Consider the following 18,989-nt stretch of genomic DNA (forward strand, 5'->3'; position numbering starts at 1 on the left):
TTCTTCTCCCCACATATTGCGCAGTGGCCCAGCGATCTCGACCTGACCACATTTAAAGAGGGTGCATTCAATGTCCCAAGAATTCGATTACATCATCATCGGTGCCGGCTCGGCCGGTAACACCCTGGCGACCCGTCTGACTGAAGACGCTGGCGTCACCGTTCTGCTGCTTGAAGCAGGCGGCCCTGACTACCGTTTCGACTTCCGCACGCAAATGCCGGCCGCCCTGGCGTTCCCGCTGCAAGGTCGTCGTTACAACTGGGCTTACGAAACCGACGCCGAGCCACACATGGACGGCCGCCGGATGGAATGCGGTCGCGGCAAAGGCCTCGGCGGTTCCTCGCTGATCAACGGCATGTGCTACATCCGTGGCAACGCGATGGACTACGACGGCTGGGCGAAACTGCCAGGCCTGGAAAACTGGTCCTACCTGGACTGCCTGCCGTACTTCCGCAAAGCCGAAACCCGTGACATCGGCCCGAACGACTACCACGGTGGCGAAGGCCCGGTCAGCGTGACCACGCCGAAGGCTGGCAACAACCCGCTGTTCCACGCGATGGTTGAAGCAGGCGTACAGGCGGGCTACCCGCGCACTGAAGACCTGAACGGCTACCAGCAGGAAGGCTTTGGCCCGATGGACCGCACCGTGACGCCAAATGGCCGTCGTGCTTCCACCGCCCGTGGCTACCTCGATACCGCTAAAAAGCGTTCGACCCTGACCATCGTCACCCACGCCCTGACCGACAAGATTCTGTTTGAAGGCAAGCGTGCAGTCGGCGTTCGTTACCTGGTCGGTTCGGCTGAAGAGCGCGTTGAAGTCAAAGCCCGTAAAGAAGTCCTGCTGTGCTCCGGCGCCATCGCTTCGCCGCAGATTCTGCAGCGTTCCGGTGTTGGTCCTGCAGAACTGCTGAAGTCCCTCGACATTCCGGTCGTCCACGATCTGCCGGGCGTCGGTGAAAACCTGCAGGATCACCTTGAGCTGTACCTGCAATACGCCTGCACCCAGCCGGTTTCGCTGTACCCGTCGCTGCTCTGGTACAACCAGCCAGCCATTGGTGCCGAGTGGCTGTTCAACGGCACTGGCATTGGCGCCAGCAACCAGTTCGAAGCCGGCGGTTTCATCCGTTCGCGTCCGGAATTCGAATGGCCGAACATCCAGTACCACTTCCTGCCGGTAGCGATTAACTACAACGGCAGCAACGGTGTGAAAGAGCACGGTTTCCAGGCGCACATGGGTTCCATGCGTTCGCCAAGCCGTGGTCGCATCCAGGCCAAGTCGAAAGACCCGCGCCAGCACCCGAGCATCCTGTTCAACTACATGGCCACCGAGCAGGACTGGCAGGAATTCCGCGACGGCATCCGCCTGACCCGTGAAATCATGCAACAACCTGCGCTGGACGCTTTCCGTGGCCGCGAAATCAGCCCGGGCATTGAAGTGCAAACCGATGAGCAACTGGACAAGTTCATCCGTGAGCACGCCGAAACCGCGTTCCACCCGTCCTGCTCGTGCAAGATGGGCACCGACGAGATGGCGGTAGTGGATGGCGAAGGTCGCGTACACGGCATGCAGAGCCTGCGTGTGGTCGATGCGTCGATCATGCCGATCATCACCACCGGCAACCTGAACGCGCCGACGATCATGATCGCCGAGAAAATCGCCGACAAGATCCGTGGCCGTCAGCCGCTGCCACGCAGCACCGCGCCGTACTACGTCGCGGGTGATGCACCGGTCAAAGGCAAGCCGATGCGTGATATCACGCCTGTTGCTCAGTAATTCAGCAACACCGCGTCACGGCTGATCGCGAGCAGGCTCGCTCCTACGGTTGATTTGTGATCAACACAGATCCCCTGTAGGAGTGAGCCTGCTCGCGATGACGCCCTAAAAATCAACTTCCCCTCCCCCGCTGCACAGTAAATCCTCCTACACCCCCTCTTCACTTGATCCTACCCCCACGCAGGCCTACTCTAGACCTCGCGCAACCGTTTCACCCCTCCCCGCCGAATAGCCTCACCCCGCTTCCCCCTGACAAGGAGGTTCCCGAATGTTCGATTTCCACCCCCAGCTCAAGCAGCGCTTCGCTGCCTTGCGCACGGGCGCTGAATTTTTTTCCCTGCGGTACGTACGCGAGTCCGGCCAGTACCTGTCGGTGCGCAAGAACGTCGCCGAACCGCCGAGCCTGAGCCGCGACGAAGGGGCGATGCTCACCGTTCGCGTCAATGGCGTCGAGGCGTATGCCGCGACCAACGACCTGTCGCAGCAAGGCCTGCAAGCCGCGCTTGAACGCGCTGAATTGCAAGCCCGCCGACTGAAGCCGCACGCGTTGCTCGATCTGCGCGATCATCGAGTCTCCAGCGACCGCGCTGACTACTTTTCGCCCAATCTCGACCAACCCTTCCCGTCCCTGAGCGAATGCTTCGACCTGCTCGGCGCGGAATCCGCCTCGGTGCCAAAGGATGAGCGCCTGGTGAACTGGGAAGTGAGCGTCGGCATTACCCACGTTGAACAGATCTACCTGAGCAGCGCCGGTGCCGAGTTGCGCCAGGCCCAGCGTTTCGTCTACCCGGGCCTTGACGTCACCGCCTACGACGGCAACGACAGCCAGACCCGCAGCCTCGGCCGCGAGAACTTCGGCCAACAGGGCGGCGCGGACGTGATCAGCCGATGCGGCCTGGTCGGCGCCGGCCCGCAAGTCGCCGATCAGGCGCTGCAACTGCTGCTCGCGCCGAACACCCCGCAAGGCCCGCGCGACCTGCTGCTGATGCCCGATCAAATGATGCTGCAGATCCACGAATCCATCGGTCACCCGCTGGAACTCGACCGCATCCTCGGTGATGAGCGCAATTACGCCGGTACCAGTTTCGTCAAGGCGAGCGACTTCGGCAGCCTGCAATACGGCTCGAAACTGCTCAACGTGACGTTCGACCCGGACATTCCCGAAGAACTCGCCAGCTACGGCCATGACGACGACGGCACCAAGGCCAGCAAGCAATTTCTGATTCGTGAAGGCCTGTTGCTGCGCCCATTGGGCGGTGCGCTGTCACAATTTCGAGCAGGCCTGGATGGCGTCGCCAACAGTCGCGCCTGTGGCTGGAATCGTCCGCCAATCGACCGCATGGCCAACCTCAATATCGAGCCCGGCGATCAGCCGCTGAATCAACTGATCGAAGGCATCGAAAACGGCATCCTGATGAGCACCAACCGCTCGTGGTCGATCGACGATGCGCGCAACAAATTCCAGTTTGGCTGCGAATGGGGCCAGTTGATCGAAAACGGTGAACTCAAAGGCGTAGTGAAAAACCCGAACTACCGGGCGATTTCCGCGCATTTCTGGAAAAGCCTGCGCGCCGTCGGCGACGCCAACACCGTCAAGGTGCTGGGCACGCCGAACTGCGGCAAGGGTGAACCGAACCAGGTGATCCGCGTCGGCCACGCTTCGCCGGCCTGCGTATTCAGCAACGTTGATGTGTTTGGGGGAGACGCCTGATGAGTACGGTCAAGAATCAGGCTGAGGCCTTTAAAGTTCTGGTCAACTGGCTGCGCGATACCGTGCGCGAGCCGGAACAGTTCACCCTCAGCTATGCCGCCGAATCGTCGGCGTTCGTGCGTTTCAATCACGCCAAGGTGCGTCAGGCCGGACAGGTACAGCAAGCCGACATCGGCCTGAAGCTGATCAACGACGGCCGCCATGCCGACCTGCATATCACCCTGTCCGGTGATCAGGAAGCCGACCTGCAACGCCTCGCCGAAGGTCTGCAACAACTGCGCGAAACCCTGCCGTTGCTGCCGCAGGATCCGTATCTGCTGCTCAACCACAACGGCTGGCAGAGCAGGAATGTGCAGGAGCATCCGCTGCCGGACACTGAACAGGTAGTCGATGAAATCTGCGCCGCCGCTGAAGGCCTGGATTTGGTCGGTTTCTACGCTGCCGGTCCGATCAGCCGTGGTTTCGCCAGCTCCTCGGGGGCGTTTGGCTGGCATCAGGCGAACAGCTTCAACTTCGACTTCAGCCTGTTTCACGAAAACGGCGAAGCAGTGAAGGCCAGCTACGCCGGGCATGAATGGAGCAGTGAGGGTTTCGCCAAGCGCTTCGGTCAGGCTCGTGAGCAACTGGCATTTCTCGGTCGGCCACTGCGCACCTTGGCGCCGGGACAGTACCGTGCCTATCTGGCACCGGCGGCGCTGGAAGAAATCATGGGCATGCTGAGCTGGGGCGGTTTTTCGGCACAGTCGATTGCCAGCAAGAGCAGCCCGTTGCAAAAACTGTATGTCGGCGATCAGGCATTCAGTCCGCTGGTATCGCTGGACGAAAAGGTTAGCGACTCGCTGAGTCCCGCGTTTTCCGGTGAAGGTTATCCGCGCAGCGATCTGCGCTTGATCGTCGAAGGCAAGGCAGGCGATCAACTGGTTGGCTCGCGCAGTGCGGCGGAATATGGCCTGACGGCCAACGGCGCCAGCGGCGGTGAATCACCAAGTGCGCTGAACATGGCGGCCGGCGATCTGTCACAAGCGGAGATCCTCAAGCAGTTGGGCACCGGGCTGTACATCAGCAACCTGTGGTACCTGAACTTCTCGGATCAACCGGCGGCGCGCATGACCGGCATGACCCGTTTCGCGACCTTCTGGGTCGAGAACGGCGAGATCCAGGCACCGGTCAGCACCATGCGTTTCGATGACAGCGCCTATAGCCTGCTGGGTTCGCAGCTGGAAGCGTTGACGGCGGAGCGCGAGTTGCTGCTGTCGGCGAGTACATACAGCCAGCGCAATACCTCGTCGGCGTTGCTGCCGGGCGCGTTGGTCAGCCGACTCACGCTAACGCTGTAAAACAAAGATCCCCGGCACACCGGGAATCAACTGTTGGAATAGAAACTGTGGCGAGGGGATTTATCCCCGCTGGGTCGCGCAGCGGCCCCAAAAAAAAACGGGACTGCTGCGCACTCCAGCGGGGATAAATCCCCTCGCCACGGGGTTTCATTTTTGGACAAGAATTCGGATTAGCCACCCTCCAGAGGTTCCATGCCCACTCGCCCGCCTCTCGACGCCGTCACCGCCCGCTGGTTGCCGTGGGTCGTGGCCATTGCGTTCTTCATGCAGTCCCTCGACGGCACCATTCTTAACACCGCCCTGCCCGCCATGGCCCGTGATCTCGCCGAAGACCCCTTGCGCATGCAGGGTGTGGTCATTTCTTACATGCTCACCGTGGCATTGTTGATCCCCGCCTCAGGCTGGATCGCCGATCGCTTCGGCACCAAGAAAATCTTCTTCGGTGCGATCCTGCTGTTCAGTTTCGGCTCGCTGCTCTGCGCGTTGTCGAGCAGCCTGACCATGCTGATCGGTGCCCGCGTGATTCAAGGCCTCGGCGGCGCATTGATGCTGCCGGTCGGACGCCTGGTGGTCTTGCGCGCTTACCCGAGATCCGAACTGGTGCGGATCATGGGGTTCATCACCATCCCCGGCCTGCTCGGCCCGTTGATCGGCCCGACCATGGGCGGCTGGATGGTCGAATACCTGACGTGGCACTGGATCTTCCTGATCAACCTGCCGGTCGGCGTCATCGGGTGCTACGCGGTGTGGAAATTCATTCCCGACCTGCGCGGCACCGAGCGCACACGTTTCGACAGTTTGGGTTTCCTGTTGTTTGGCGCGGCGATGATCCTGATCACCATCGCCATGGAAGGCCTCGGCGAACTGCACTTGCCGCACCTGCGGGTGATGTTGCTGTTGTTCGGCGGCATGGCCTGTCTGGCGGCGTACTGGCTGCGCGCCGGGCACATTGAAAACCCGCTGTTCTCGCCATCACTGTTCAAAACGCGGACCTTTGCCGTTGGCATCCTCGGTAACCTGTTCGCGCGCCTGGGCAGCGGTGCCTTGCCGTTTCTGGTGCCGTTGCTGCTGCAAGTGGCGCTGGGTTATTCGCCGTCGCAAGCGGGGATGAGCATGCTGCCGCTGGCGGCTGCGGCGATGATCGCCAAGTGGGTGGCGCGGCCGCTGATCGAACGGCTTGGCTATCGCATCGTCCTCACCGGCAACACGCTGGCGCTGGGGATCATGCTGGCGAGCATGGGTCTGGTCAGCGAGCAGACGCCGTACTGGCTGCTCCTGTGTCTGCTGGCGGTGCTCGGCGCGATCAACTCGCTGCAATTCACGGCGATGAACACGGTGACGCTGATCGACCTCGACGATGCGAGCGCCAGCAGCGGCAACAGTTTGCTCTCGGTGGTGGCGCAGTTGTCGTTGAGTCTGGGCGTGGCGTGCGCCGGTGCGCTGCTTGGCGGGTTTACCGCAGAGGTCGGTAACGATGGCGTCGAGACCGTGCTCGGTGCCTTCCAACTGACCTTCGTCACCGTCGGGATCATGGCGATGCTAGCGGCGACGATCTTCTCGCAACTGTCGAAAGAAGACGGCCGCCGCGCCAAGCGTCCTGAAGAACACATCGAACATTAATTTGCCATGGTGGCTTTTGTGGCGAGGGGATTTATCCCCGTTGGGTTGCGCAGCAGCCCTGAAACCAGCCACCCCGGTGCATCAGGCTGATTGTATTCAAGCTATTTGGGGCTGCTGCGCAGCCCATCGGGGATAAATCCCCTCACCACAGGTTTATCTTCAACCTGTGCGAGCCTGGGGGACGGGTTTTAGTCGCTGTTCGTCCAGAACTTTCGAGGAAAGTGGCACGGGGCTGCTACACTGCGCGACATTTTGTTTTGCAGGCCAGTCCCGTGACCACCATCGCCACCGCTTTTAACACTCTGCCGCTGTCCGCCGCCATGCTGGCTAACCTCGACTCACTCGGTTATGCCCAGATGACGCCGATCCAGGCGCAGAGCTTGCCGGTGATCCTCAAGGGGATGGACCTGATCGCTCAGGCCAAGACCGGCAGCGGCAAGACCGCCGCGTTCGGCATCGGCCTGCTGAACCCGATCAATCCGCGCTATTTCGGTTGCCAGGCGCTGGTGATCTGCCCGACGCGCGAGTTGGCCGACCAGGTCGCCAAGGAAATCCGTCGCCTGGCCCGCGCCGAAGACAACATCAAGGTTCTGACCCTGTGTGGCGGCGTGTCGTTCGGCCCGCAGATCGCTTCGCTGGAGCACGGCGCGCACATTATCGTCGGCACGCCGGGGCGCATTCAGCAGCACCTGCGCAAAGGTTCGCTGGTGCTCGATGGCCTGAACACGCTGATCCTCGACGAAGCCGACCGCATGCTCGACATGGGTTTCTACGACGCCATCGAAGACATCATCGTCAAGACGCCAGAGCGTCGTCAGACCCTGCTGTTCTCCGCCACTTACCCGGTGGGCATCAAGCAACTGGCGTCGAAATTCATGCGTGATCCGCAAACGGTAAAAGCCGAAGCGTTCCACGATGACACGCAGATCGAGCAGCGTTTCTACGAGATTTCCCCGGAAGACCGTATGAGTGTGGTGACCAAAGTCCTGCACCACTTCCGCCCTGCTTCGTGCGTGGCGTTCTGCTTCACCAAGCAGCAAGTGCAGGAAACCGTCGATCACCTGACCGCCAAGGGCATTTCCGCCGTCGGCCTGCACGGCGATCTGGAACAGCGCGACCGCGATCAGGTGCTGGCGATGTTCGCCAACCGCAGTACTTCGGTACTGGTTGCCACCGACGTCGCCGCCCGTGGTCTGGACATCGATGCGCTGGACATGGTGATCAACGTCGAACTGGCCCGCGATTCGGAAATCCACATTCACCGCGTCGGCCGTACCGGTCGCGCTGGTGAGAAAGGCATTGCGATCAGCCTGGTCGCACCGGGCGAAGCACACCGTGCTCAGGCCATCGAACAGCTGCAGAAATCGCCGCTGAACTGGGATCAGGTCGATAACCTCAAGTCCCAGGGCCTTGCGCCGTTGCAGCCGCCGATGACCACGCTGTGCATCGGTGCTGGCCGTAAAGACAAAGTGCGTCCGGGCGACATTCTCGGTGCACTGACCGGCGATGCCGGGATTCCGGGCGCTCAGGTTGGCAAGATCGCGATCTTCGACTTCCAGGCTTACGTGGCCGTTGACCGCACCGTGGCCATGCAGGCCTTGCAGCGCCTGAACGACGGCAAGATCAAGGGCCGTTCGCTGCGCGTACGCATTTTGTAAGAACAACGTAGTTCCCCTGTAGGAGTGAGCCTGCTCGCGATAGCAATCTGTCAGCCAACCTCTAATGTTGAATGACACACCGCCATCGCGAGCAGGCTCACTCCTACAGTTCGTTTTGTGGTGATATTTCAGAGGACACCGTTTTGCGCTCTACCGAAGTCGTGATCATTGGCGCTGGCGCCGCTGGGTTGATGTGTGCACTGACCGCCGCCGGACGTGGGCGTCAGGTGCTGCTGCTCGACCATGCGAACAAGGCCGGCAAGAAAATCCTGATGTCGGGCGGTGGCCGCTGCAATTTCACCAACATGTACACCGAACCGAGCAATTTCCTCTCGCACAACTCGCACTTCTGCAAATCCGCGCTGGCGCGTTATACCCAGTGGGATTTCATCGGCATGGTCGGCAAGCACGGCGTGCCGTATCACGAGAAGAAACTCGGCCAGTTGTTCTGCGATAACAAATCCAGCGACATCCTCGAAATGCTCCTCACCGAGTGTGATCAGGTCGGCGTCGAGCTGCATCTGGATACTTCGATACAGACCATAGAGAAAGTCAAAAGCGGATACTTGCTCGACACCACTCTCGGCCAGGTCCAGTGCCAGTCGCTGGTGATCGCGACCGGCGGTTTGTCGATCCCGACGCTGGGTGCCACTGGTTTTGGTTATCAGGTGGCCAGGCAGTTCGGCCATGAATTACTGCCGACCCGCGCCGGTCTGGTGCCATTCACCATCACCGACCAGCTCAAGGAACTGTGCACCGAGCTGTCGGGGACTTCGGTGGATTGCCTGGTCAGCTGCAACGATCAGAGCTTTCGCGAGAACATCCTGTTCACTCACCGTGGCCTCAGTGGCCCGGCAATTTTGCAGATCTCTTCGTTTTGGGAATCTGGCGACACGGTGGAGATCAACCTGCTGCCCGATCACGACGCTGCTACGTGGCTGCAGGAACAAGTCGCCGAGCGTCCGAACAGCGAATTGAAAACCCTGCTTGGCGAGATCTTCACCAAGAAGATGGCCAATTTGTTGGCGGACAACTGGTTCGTCTCCAAACCGATGAAGCAATACACCCACGCCGAACTGGCGGAAATCGCCGACAAGCTGGGCAGCTGGAAAGTCGTGCCGGCCGGCACCGAAGGCTATCGCACCGCCGAAGTGACCCTCGGTGGCGTCGATACCCGCGAAGTGTCGTCCAAGACCATGGAATCGCTGAAAAGCCCGGGCCTGTACTTCATCGGTGAAGTGCTCGACGTCACTGGCCATCTGGGCGGTTTCAACTTCCAGTGGGCCTGGGCCTCCGGCTACGCCGCCGCGCAGTACGCCTAATGACAACCGCCTTTTGTAGGAGCTGAGCTTGCTCGCGAAAGCGATCTGACAGTCAGCAACTTTATTGAATGTGAGGCCGTCTTCGCGAGCAAGCTCAGCTCCTACAGGGGTAGCGGGCGATCAAGGAACACTTTTTGCTGTCAGATGTGATCGGCGCCATTGCGTCGGCGTCATTACTGGCTCAATTTAGCGGCATCGCCTCGGAAGGCCTTCGCACTTCATGTCCTCGACCTCGTTTCGTCAGTCTTTGCGGCGCCTGTGGGCGCTGGATAAATTCAGCTACAGCGTGCGGGTGTTCATCGCCCTGACCGGCAGCATGGCGCTGTGTTGGTATCAGGATGAAATGGGCCTGCTGATCCCGTTGTTCCTGGGGATTATCGCCAGCGCCCTGGCCGAGACCGACGACAGTTGGCAGGGCCGCCTCAACGCCCTCGCCGTGACGCTGGTGTGTTTCAGCATCGCCGCGCTGTCGGTGGAATTGCTCTTCCCCTACCCCATCGTTTTTGCGATAGCGCTCGCGCTGGCAAGCTTCGGCCTGACCATGCTCGGCGCGCTCGGCGAGCGTTATGGCGCGATTGCCTCGGCGACCTTGATTCTGTCCGTCTACACCATGATCGGCGTCGATCAGCGTGGCGGCGCAGTCACCGATTTCTGGCACGAGCCGATGCTGCTGGTCGCGGGTGCCGCGTGGTATGGCTTGCTGTCAGTGTTGTGGCAGGCGATGTTTTCCAATCAGCCGGTGCAGCAGAGTCTGGCGCGCCTGTTCCGTGAACTGGGTTTTTACCTGAAGTTGAAATCCTCGCTGTTCGAACCGATCCGGCAGATGGACGTCGAAGCGCGGCGGTTGGAACTGGCCCAGCAAAACGGCCGCGTCGTGGCTGCGCTGAACAGCGCCAAGGAAATCATCCTGCACCGGGTCGGCAACGGTCGCCCCGGCTCGAAAGTCAGCCGCTACCTGAAGTTGTACTTCCTCGCCCAGGACATCCACGAACGCGCCAGCTCCTCGCACTATCCGTACAACGCGCTGGCCGATGCTTTTTTCCACAGCGATGTGTTGTTCCGCTGCCAGCGTCTGCTGCGCCAGCAAGGCAAGGCCTGTCGGGCACTGGCCGAATCGATTCAGATGCGCCAACCGTTCATCTACGATGCGAATTTCGCCGAAGCCCTGAGTGACCTCGACGCCTCCCTAGAACACCTGCGCATCCAGAGCAATCCGGCGTGGCGCGGACTGCTGCGCTCACTGCGTGCGCTGGCTGCCAACCTCGGCACGCTCGACCGCTTGCTCAGTGACGCAAGCAATCCCGATGCCTTGGCCGACGCGACCGACAGCAGCCTGCTCGACCGCTCACCGCGCAACTTCAAAGACGTCTGGGTACGCCTGCGCACACAACTGACACCGACTTCCCTGCTGTTCCGCCATGCCCTGCGCCTGCCGCTGGCCTTGAGTATCGGTTATGGCATGGTGCATTTGATTCACCCGTCGCAAGGCTACTGGATCATCCTCACCACGCTGTTCGTCTGCCAGCCGAACTACGGCGCAACCCGACGCAAGCTTGGTCAGCGGATCTTCGGCACCGCCATCGGCCTGACCGTGGCGTGGGCGTTGTTCGACTTGTTTCCGAGCCCGCTGGTGCAGTCGTGTTTCGCCATCGCCGCCGGCGTGGTGTTCTTTACCAACCGCACGACCCGCTACACCCTGGCGACGGCCGCGATCACCATCATGGTGCTGTTCTGCTTCAACCAGGTCGGTGACGGTTATGGGCTGTTCCTGCCTCGGCTGTTCGATACGCTGCTGGGCAGTTTGATTGCCGGTCTGGCGGTATTCCTGTTCCTGCCGGATTGGCAGGGTCGACGTCTGAACAAAGTGCTGGCCAACACCCTGAGCTGCAACAGCATCTATCTACGGCAGATCATGCAGCAATACGCCGCCGGCAAAAGCGACGACCTCGCCTATCGCCTGGCCCGCCGCAACGCGCACAACGCCGATGCGGCGCTGTCGACCACATTGGCGAACATGCTCATGGAGCCGGGGCATTTCCGTAAAGAAGCGGATGTCGGCTTCCGTTTTCTGGTGCTGTCGCACACATTGCTCAGTTACTTGTCAGGCCTGGGCGCGCATCGCGAAACCCAATTGCCGGCAGAAGTGCGCGAGCATTTGATTGATGGCGCCGGGGTGAAACTCGCGGCAAGCATCGATGAAATCGCCCAAGGGCTGGCAAACAAGCAACCGGTGGCGATTCAGAGTGATGAAGAAGAGGCGCTGGCCAACGAACTGGAGCAGATGCCCGATGAGATCGATGAAGGGCAGCGGTTGGTGCAGACGCAATTGGCGTTGATTTGCCGGCAGTTGGGGCCGTTGCGTACCTTGGCGGCGCACCTGATAAAGGACACCAGTGAGGTTAACGCTGGCTGACAGGACGCCTTCGCGAGCAGGCTCGCTCCCACAGTGAATTTGTGCACGACACACAACCCTTGTGGGAGCGAGCCTGCTCGCGAAGAGGCCATCAGCCACACAGAAAATTCTGCATCAGCAACTCACATGCCATGTTGCCGCAGCAACCGCTCATAACTGCCATCCGCCTTCATCGCCGCAATCGCCCGATCAAACCCCGCCACAATCTGCTCATGCTGCGGGTTCTTCAGGCTGACCAGAATATGCAGACTGTTCTCGCTCAACGGCTTGGGCAAAAACTCCACCGCATTGCGCACTTTCGGTGATTCCCGCGCCAGGTAATAACGCGCGACGAACTCATCCTCCAGCGTCAACTTGACCCGATCCGCCGCCAACATGCGCACGGCCATGGCGAAGTTATGCACAGGGACTTTCTGCAACGCGGTGTCGGCATCGAACGGCGCCGAATAGGCGTAACCGCGCACCACCGCAATCGGATAAGTGTGCAGTTGCTGCAAGTTGCTGTAATCGAGCGGGGTGTCTTTACGCTTGAGAAAGCGGATGCGGTTGAGCAGGTACTCACCGGAAAAAACTCCGAGTTTGGTGCGCTCGTCGTTGTACCAGGCGTTGACCAAGACGTCGTAACGCCCTTCGCCAACCCCCAATAACGCCCGTGCCCACGGTACTTGTTCATAGCCGCTGGCATAACCGGCGCGGGCCAGCGCAGTGCTGACGATATCGGTGGCCAACCCACCATTGACCAGCGTGTCATCGGTAAACGGCGGCCAGATATCGAACACCAGCCTCAGCTTATCCGCGACAGCGGTCTGAGCCAGCAGGAGCAATCCGATCAAAGCAAAGGCTCGATGCAATCGCGGCATGCTTGAAAATCCTTAGCGGGCGGTTCGCCCAGCATGTTTTCAGTCAAAACCCCAAGGCCCCGTACCGGCAAAACCCAGGCACTAACATTAGCTCAATAGAGCCAGTGCACAGCGCTCTCCAGCAGATTACACAAAGAAGACAGCGGCGCGAGAAAGGAATGATGGCATTTTGACCTTTGTCACAGACTCTTACGCCATACAGACATCTTTGACGTGGGCGCTTAGTATCGGGCGACACGTTCAAGGAATCGAAAAATGACAATCGAGTGGATCTGCAAACATCACAGTGATCTGGGCAAGGAGCAGCTGTACGCCTTGCTGAAGCTGCGGTCGGAAGTGTTCGTGGTCGAACAGAAATGTGTGTATCCCGATCTCGATGGCCAGGATCTGGAGGGTGATACCCACCATTTGATGGGTTGGGAGGATGATCAGTTGATGGCGTACCTGCGCCTGCTGGATCCGGAACTACAGGGCGGCGACGTGGTGATTGGCCGCGTGATCACCGCGCCGCAAGGGCGAGGCAAGGGGCTGGGCCACGAAATGATGGAGCAGGCGCTGAAACAGGCCGAGAAGCATTGGCCGCAAGTGCCGATCTATCTGTCGGCGCAGGCGCATTTGCAGGGGTATTACGGTAAGTACGGTTTCGTGGTGGCGGGCGAGGAATATGTGGAGGACGGCATTCCGCATATCGGCATGCGCCGCTCTTAAGGCCCTCATCGCGAGCAGGCTCGCTCCCACATTAGATCGGGTGAATGCGGTCAAAATGTGGGAGCGAGCCTGCTCGCGAAGGCGTCAGTTCAGGCGAAGCAACTCTTATGGATACTCCAACACAGCCTTGATCTGCCGCAGATTGCGCTCGATCCACCCGCGATCAATCGCCCCCCACTCACGAATCCGATAGCGCCCGGCATGATTGCGCGCGCCCTCTTCCTGCTCGAATTCACAAACGATATCCAGATCGGCCAACGCCGCAATCGTGTCCTGTGCGGTGCGCCGGGGCATGCCGGTGACTTCGGTCAGCGTCGGTACGCTGGGGGCCAGGCCGCTGTCGATCAGGTACGCCACATAGAGGCGGCGGTAAAAGCTGCTTTTGGTCTTGCTTACGTCCATCACACCTTCCTTGTTGCGTACTGTTAAGCCTGCATATCCCGCCATGTCAGGTACACGCGCAGATCAAATTCGATCTGGTGATACCCCGGCAGCATGTGCTCGCACAATTTATAAAACGCCTTGTTGTGATCCGATTCCTTGAAGTGCGCCAGTTCGTGCACGACGATCATTTTCAGAAAGTCCGGCGCAGCCTCCTTGAACAACGAGGCGATACGAATCTCTTTCTTGGCCTTGAGCTTGCCGCCCTGCACCCGCGAAACCGTGGTGTGCAAACCGAGCGCGCGATGGGTCAGGTCGAGGCGGTTGTCGAACAGTACTTTGTCGATGGCCGGCGCATTGCGCAGGTACTCCTGCTTCAGATCCAGCGCGTAGGTGTACAGCGCCTTGTCGCTCTGCACGTCGTGCCGCCCCGAATAACGTTGATCCAGGTATTCACCCAGACGCCCGTCGGCGATCAATTGGCGTACCTGATCCTGGAGTTGCGCGGGATAGGCCTGGAGGTACTTCAAGACAGTCATGGACGGGCGACACGGTTAAAAAATGTGCGCCAGTGTAGCGAATTCAACCGGGCAGCGCGCTCCAGTCGAAAGGCTCGGCGAAGCTTGCCGCGTCTTCGGCGATCAACGGCCGCGCGACGAGGAAACCTTGCACGTACTCGCAGCCGTGGGCTTGGAGCCATTGGTATTGCTCGATGGTTTCGACCCCTTCGGCGATCACCAGCAAACCGTATTGTTTGCACAGGTTGATCACGCTGCTGACCAATGAGGCGTCGCGGGCAGAGTCCGGCAATCGGGCGATGAGGTGACGATCCAGCTTGAGCGTGTCCAACTCCAGATCGCGCAGATGCGCCAACGAGCATGGCCCGGAACCGAAGTCATCCAGCGCCACGCGCACCCCAAGATTGCGCAACAAACGCAGTTGCTTGCGGGTTTCATCCGGGTTTTGCATCAGCGCTTCTTCGGTGACTTCGACTTCCAGCTGCCGCGGCTGCAAGGCATGACGTTCCATCACCTGACGCAACTCGGTAACCAGATTGGGCAGGCTGAACTGGGTGTTGCTCAAGCTCACGCCAAGCACCAGATCTTCGGCAAACAAGGTTTCCCAGGCTTTGCGCTGACCGGCGCCGCGATGATAGATCCAACTGCCCAGCCGACTGATCAGCCGCGCCTCTTCCAGCAATGGCAGGAACAGCCCCGGCGGGACGTCGCCGACGCTCGGATGCTGCCAGCGCAACAACGCTTCAAAACCGCGTATCTGCCCGCTATCAATAGCCACCTGCGGCTGATACACCAGATTGAAATCGCGGTTTTCGATGGCGGTGCGCACGCTTTCTTCGAGCATCAAGCGCGAGCGGGCGCGGCCATTCATTTCGTGGTCGTAGAAACGATATTGCTGACGCCCGGCACGCTTGGCTTCGTACATGGCGATGTCGGAGGCGCGCAGCAAACCGTCGAGGTTCGAACCGCAGTCCGGGAACGTCGCGATGCCGATACTGGCACCGAGGGCGATATCCAGCCCCTCGATTTGCTGACAGATCGACACGCGCTCGATGAGTTTCTCGGCAATCTTCGCCGCTTGCTCGGGGAACTCCAGATCCAGCAACGCGGTGAATTCATCGCCGCCCATGCGCGCAAGAATGTCGAACGGCCGCAGGCACGCTTTCAATTGCTCAGAGACCCAGCGCAACACGCGGTCGCCGGCATCATGGCCGAGGGAGTCATTGACGCGTTTGAAGCCGTCCAGATCCAGGTACAACAACACCCAACTGCTGTCGCTGCGTTCGCCGCGCAACAGCAGGTTTTCCACGGTCTGATAGAAGCCTCGCCGATTGAGCAACCCGGTCAAAGGATCCGTGACCGCTTGAAACTCCAGTTGCTGATGCAAATGGCGCACAACCGACATGTCCAGCACGGTGACGACCATCGCATGCTGTTCTGCAGGCAACGCGGCGCATGACAACGCCACCGGCACTTGCTGGCCGGGCGCGGTGCGCAACAACGCATCGTGCAGTCGCAGCGTTTCGCCACGCTTATAACCGGTATAAAACTCGGAATCGGCCCACAACGGGATATGCGGTTTCTGCAAGTAATCGAGAAACTCCTGACCCTCCAACTCTTTTACCGGCGCATTGAGCAACCGCGAAATCGCCGGATTGGCGAAACGGATCAGGCCGTCCTCACCCACCACCAGAATGCCCTCGGCAGCGTTATCCAGCACCGAGGCGTTGAACGCACGGGCCAGCTCCAGATCATGAGTCAGTCGCTGCAAGGCGCGCCGATTACGCTGGTGCTCCAGCAACGCCTGCACCTTGGGCTTGAGAATCTGCGGATCGAAAGGTTTGAACAGGTAATCCACCGCACCGCTGGCGTAGCCTTTGATTACGGCGTCCTGGGACTGCTCGTTGGCGGTGAGGAAAATGATCGGGGTGAGCCGCGTGCGCTGGCTGCCGCGCATCAACCGCGCGACTTCGAAGCCATCCATGCCCGGCATCTGCACGTCCAGCAGCACCAGGTCGACGTCGTGTTCAAGCAGAAGATTGAGCGCCTCGAAACCGGAAGCGGCGGTGATGACCTGCCAATCCTGACGCTGCAGCAACGCGCGCATGCTGATCAGATTTTCAGGGTAATCATCAACGATCAATAAGACAGAGCTGCCTTCACCTGGCTGGGGTTGCGCGCATTCCATGCTGCTTCTCTTGTCGGGACTACAGGTCGGTTCCGGTTAAAAACCGTACACATACTGAGCCTTCACTCTAGTCCGGGATCTGTAAAAGCAGTAGCTGTCATCAGGCCATCATTTAACCAAAGCCTCGATTTACCGACTAACGGTCACCGCTACAACCCCCGGAAACCGGGATAGATGGCATTTCGACAGGATGTTGACGCCAATCATCTGCCAAACGGGCGTTAACAAAAAACACCTCTACGCTTATAAAGGCCGCCCTTAAAAGGCGCGGACTAGAGCTTCTGGCACCCGCGTTCAGGATGAACTGAGTGGAAGAACCGACATGATCGATCTCGCAACCTGGAACCTCAGCGTTCCCGTCGGCAGCCCGCCGTACACCGTCGAAACCTCAAAACTGGTGAAGGGCTTCAAAGATCAGTACTTCCATTCCGACACCGGCACCTTGTTCTTCTGGTCACCGGTTACCGGGTCAAAAACCGAAAATGCGATTTACCCACGTACGGAACTGCGTGAGACCTTCAGCAACGGCACGCTGCGTAACTGGTACTACCCGGACGCCGATAACCTGCTGCGCGCGACGGTGACGGTCAACAAAGTGCCGAGCTCAGGGAAGATCGTCATCGGCCAGATTCACGCGTATGAGAGCCAGAAGCCGCTGGTCAAACTCGAGTACCAATACAAGACCAAAACCGAGACCGGCAACCTGGTGATCAAAGTGCGCATGCACCCGGACGAGGACGAAAGCCGCGTTATCACCTTGGCGACCGGGATCAAACTGGATCGCGAATTCAATTACCTCATTCACTTGAGCCCCGGCGGCGCACTCGGCATCAGCGCGGCGGGTTATCAGTGGGATTCACAGATCAGCGCGACGTGGCGCAACAAGCCGCTGTATTTCAAGGCAGGGGTTTATGTGCAGGACAACACCGGGTACACCAGCGAAGGTGGGCAGGTAACCTTCAGCAAACTCGACATCGATCACGACAAATAAACCACCCTCGTGTAGGAGCTGCCGCAGGCTGCGATCCTTTGACGTTACTCTTTCAATTAAAAGCAGGATCAAAAGATCGCAGCCTCCGGCAACTCCTACAGTTTGTGGATTTAAAAACCGTGGAAGCCAGCAAAATCGGTATAAAAACCTGTCAGACCTGACAGTTGGCGCTCTCAACGAATATCGATAGCGTGGGCCAAGACCATTGATCCTGGACCCACCCCATGAATAACCCGCTCGGAAAGTTCTGCAACGACGACAACAGCTTCTGCATCACCCTCTCTCATTTCGTCGAACAGAGCGGGCAGATCGGCGGTATCTGGGAGGAAGGTGGTCAGAGTTATCCCGTTACTGGAACCTGTTCCCAGCGAGACAACACCTACATTGACGTCCGGTTCACCACCCAACGCGCTGCCGTCATCGACAGTTGGCAGGGAGAAATCGACAGCCTTCAAGGCTCTCCAACCCTTAGCGTCATCCGCACGCGGGTTTTACAGTATGGGCGGCACTCCCTGACCGGTTATTACCTGAAGCAAAAGCCGCCGCACCCACAAGCGAAACCCCTTCAATCAAGTGCAACAAAACCGCTTCGCACAGGATTATTCCTTCAGTTCACACGCGAGAACATCGACGCCAAATCGCCTCTGTAGGCGCTGCTGCAGGCTGCGATCTTTTGACTTTGTTTTACAGAATAGAAAGCAAGATCAAAAGATCGCAGCCTTCGGCAGCTCCTACATTTAAACGGTGTTGTTTAGATCTGTAGGCGGTTATTTCCGAAAGGCTACAACGCCTTGCGCCGTTGCCTACGACTACGCCAGAATCCGCCGGCTTGTGCGCCTGGCATGCCATCGGTAACTTGATTCGCGTCACTGAATCTCAGTGATCGGGTTTAGTAGCCCGCGGTGTTTTTCAGTTATGTGCCAAGCGCATCGGTCGGTTATTGCTACTGACTTGATGGTGGCTGTGTGCAGGGCACCTTCGGGTGCGCCGGAAAACCTTGTTTCCACCGGTCGACTAACCTGCGCATAGCTGCCTCCCTTCATTTAGTAGAGGAGGCGAAGCGGCTCCATCAGGAGTTTTCAGCTTATGTTCAAAATAACGCCGAACCCGCCGGACACTGATCCGGCCTCTCCGTACGAATCACTCGATTCCAGAAAAATGCACGACGCGGCTGAACGCGCACTCGATCACTATCTCAATCCCGCCGCCTGCATCATGGCCAGCACCAACAAACCCGAACCCATGTACCTCGCCAACCCGAAGTACAACACCGAGTCCCTGCTGGCCAACGCCAGCGAAACCCTGGGCTCAGCCAGCGAAATGCTCAACAACTTCGCCGCCATGCTCGGTACCTCGCACCGCAAGACAGCGCTGGGCATCGCGCAGGTCGTGATGCTCGGTGAATTGGCGGTGAATCAGGCACTGGATCACGTTGAACTGAAGGAATAGTCGTCCACAAAAAAACCGTCTCCCTCCAAGTGGACACGACCAAAAAATTAATCCGCCTT

General features: G+C 59.3%; 15 protein-coding genes. 11 read left to right on the forward strand and 4 right to left on the reverse strand.

Annotated elements, in window-relative coordinates; translation table 11 throughout:
- Positions 1-70 precede the first annotated feature (70 nt).
- The 7 genes from betA to yccS all read left to right on the forward strand — a co-directional run bounded on the left by betA (position 71) and on the right by yccS (position 11,835).
- Positions 71-1,774 carry a choline dehydrogenase gene (gene betA / locus JFT91_RS03295; protein ID WP_201231552.1) on the forward strand — a complete coding sequence of 568 codons (1,704 nt, stop codon included), beginning with the start codon at positions 71-73 and terminating at the stop codon, positions 1,772-1,774.
- 268 nt (positions 1,775-2,042) lie between these two features.
- On the forward strand, positions 2,043-3,485 hold the full coding sequence (locus tag JFT91_RS03300; protein ID WP_201231553.1) for a TldD/PmbA family protein: 1,443 nt from the start codon (positions 2,043-2,045) through the stop codon (positions 3,483-3,485).
- On the forward strand, positions 3,485-4,822 hold the full coding sequence (locus JFT91_RS03305; RefSeq protein WP_201231554.1) for a TldD/PmbA family protein: 1,338 nt from the start codon (positions 3,485-3,487) through the stop codon (positions 4,820-4,822). The genes JFT91_RS03300 and JFT91_RS03305 overlap by 1 nt, the downstream gene beginning before the upstream one ends.
- A gap of 192 nt (positions 4,823-5,014) precedes the next feature.
- Positions 5,015-6,442, forward strand: coding sequence for a multidrug transporter subunit MdtD (mdtD, locus tag JFT91_RS03310; RefSeq protein WP_201228924.1), 1,428 nt, complete (start codon positions 5,015-5,017; stop codon positions 6,440-6,442).
- 320 nt (positions 6,443-6,762) lie between these two features.
- On the forward strand, positions 6,763-8,100 hold the full coding sequence (dbpA, locus tag JFT91_RS03315; protein ID WP_242482951.1) for an ATP-dependent RNA helicase DbpA: 1,338 nt from the start codon (positions 6,763-6,765) through the stop codon (positions 8,098-8,100).
- A gap of 143 nt (positions 8,101-8,243) precedes the next feature.
- Positions 8,244-9,422: a BaiN/RdsA family NAD(P)/FAD-dependent oxidoreductase gene (locus tag JFT91_RS03320; protein ID WP_201231555.1), complete on the forward strand. Its 1,179-nt coding sequence runs from the start codon at positions 8,244-8,246 to the stop codon at positions 9,420-9,422.
- Positions 9,423-9,642: 220 nt separating this feature from the next.
- Positions 9,643-11,835: a YccS family putative transporter gene (yccS, locus tag JFT91_RS03325; protein WP_201231556.1), complete on the forward strand. Its 2,193-nt coding sequence runs from the start codon at positions 9,643-9,645 to the stop codon at positions 11,833-11,835.
- Positions 11,836-11,957: 122 nt separating this feature from the next.
- Here yccS and JFT91_RS03330 read toward each other — a convergent pair whose 3' ends face one another.
- Positions 11,958-12,695 (reverse strand): substrate-binding periplasmic protein, encoded by a 738-nt coding sequence (locus tag JFT91_RS03330; protein ID WP_201231557.1) that lies wholly within the window; start codon positions 12,693-12,695, stop codon positions 11,958-11,960.
- A 255-nt stretch (positions 12,696-12,950) separates the two neighbouring features.
- On the opposite strand from JFT91_RS03330, the gene JFT91_RS03335 reads away from it, so the two are divergent.
- Complete coding sequence (locus JFT91_RS03335; protein WP_201148397.1) at positions 12,951-13,403, forward strand: GNAT family N-acetyltransferase; 453 nt, start codon at positions 12,951-12,953, stop codon at positions 13,401-13,403.
- A gap of 105 nt (positions 13,404-13,508) precedes the next feature.
- On the opposite strand, the gene JFT91_RS03340 is transcribed toward JFT91_RS03335, so the two are convergent.
- From JFT91_RS03340 to JFT91_RS03350, 3 genes are read right to left on the reverse strand one after another with little or no spacing between them, the layout of a single operon-like run.
- Positions 13,509-13,805: a winged helix-turn-helix domain-containing protein gene (locus JFT91_RS03340; protein ID WP_007913779.1), complete on the reverse strand. Its 297-nt coding sequence runs from the start codon at positions 13,803-13,805 to the stop codon at positions 13,509-13,511.
- Positions 13,806-13,828: 23 nt separating this feature from the next.
- Positions 13,829-14,323, reverse strand: a complete 495-nt coding sequence (locus JFT91_RS03345; RefSeq protein ID WP_201231558.1) for a M48 metallopeptidase family protein — start codon at positions 14,321-14,323, stop codon at positions 13,829-13,831.
- Positions 14,324-14,366: 43 nt separating this feature from the next.
- Complete coding sequence (locus JFT91_RS03350; protein WP_201228934.1) at positions 14,367-16,490, reverse strand: putative bifunctional diguanylate cyclase/phosphodiesterase; 2,124 nt, start codon at positions 16,488-16,490, stop codon at positions 14,367-14,369.
- Positions 16,491-16,812: 322 nt separating this feature from the next.
- Here JFT91_RS03350 and JFT91_RS03355 point away from each other — a divergent pair, with 322 nt between their 5' ends.
- The 3 genes from JFT91_RS03355 (at position 16,813) to JFT91_RS03365 (ending at position 18,930) form a co-directional block, all read left to right on the forward strand.
- A complete protein-coding gene (locus tag JFT91_RS03355; RefSeq protein ID WP_201228936.1) occupies positions 16,813-17,481 on the forward strand; it encodes a polysaccharide lyase family 7 protein in 669 nt (222 codons plus the stop codon).
- 224 nt (positions 17,482-17,705) lie between these two features.
- Positions 17,706-18,131 (forward strand): hypothetical protein, encoded by a 426-nt coding sequence (locus tag JFT91_RS03360; RefSeq protein ID WP_201231559.1) that lies wholly within the window; start codon positions 17,706-17,708, stop codon positions 18,129-18,131.
- A 436-nt stretch (positions 18,132-18,567) separates the two neighbouring features.
- A complete protein-coding gene (locus JFT91_RS03365; protein ID WP_201231560.1) occupies positions 18,568-18,930 on the forward strand; it encodes a DUF6124 family protein in 363 nt (120 codons plus the stop codon).
- Positions 18,931-18,989: the final 59 nt, after the last annotated feature.

Origin of the sequence: Pseudomonas sp. TH08, assembly GCF_016651275.1 — a bacterium.
In the GTDB taxonomy this organism is placed as follows: domain Bacteria; phylum Pseudomonadota; class Gammaproteobacteria; order Pseudomonadales; family Pseudomonadaceae; genus Aquipseudomonas.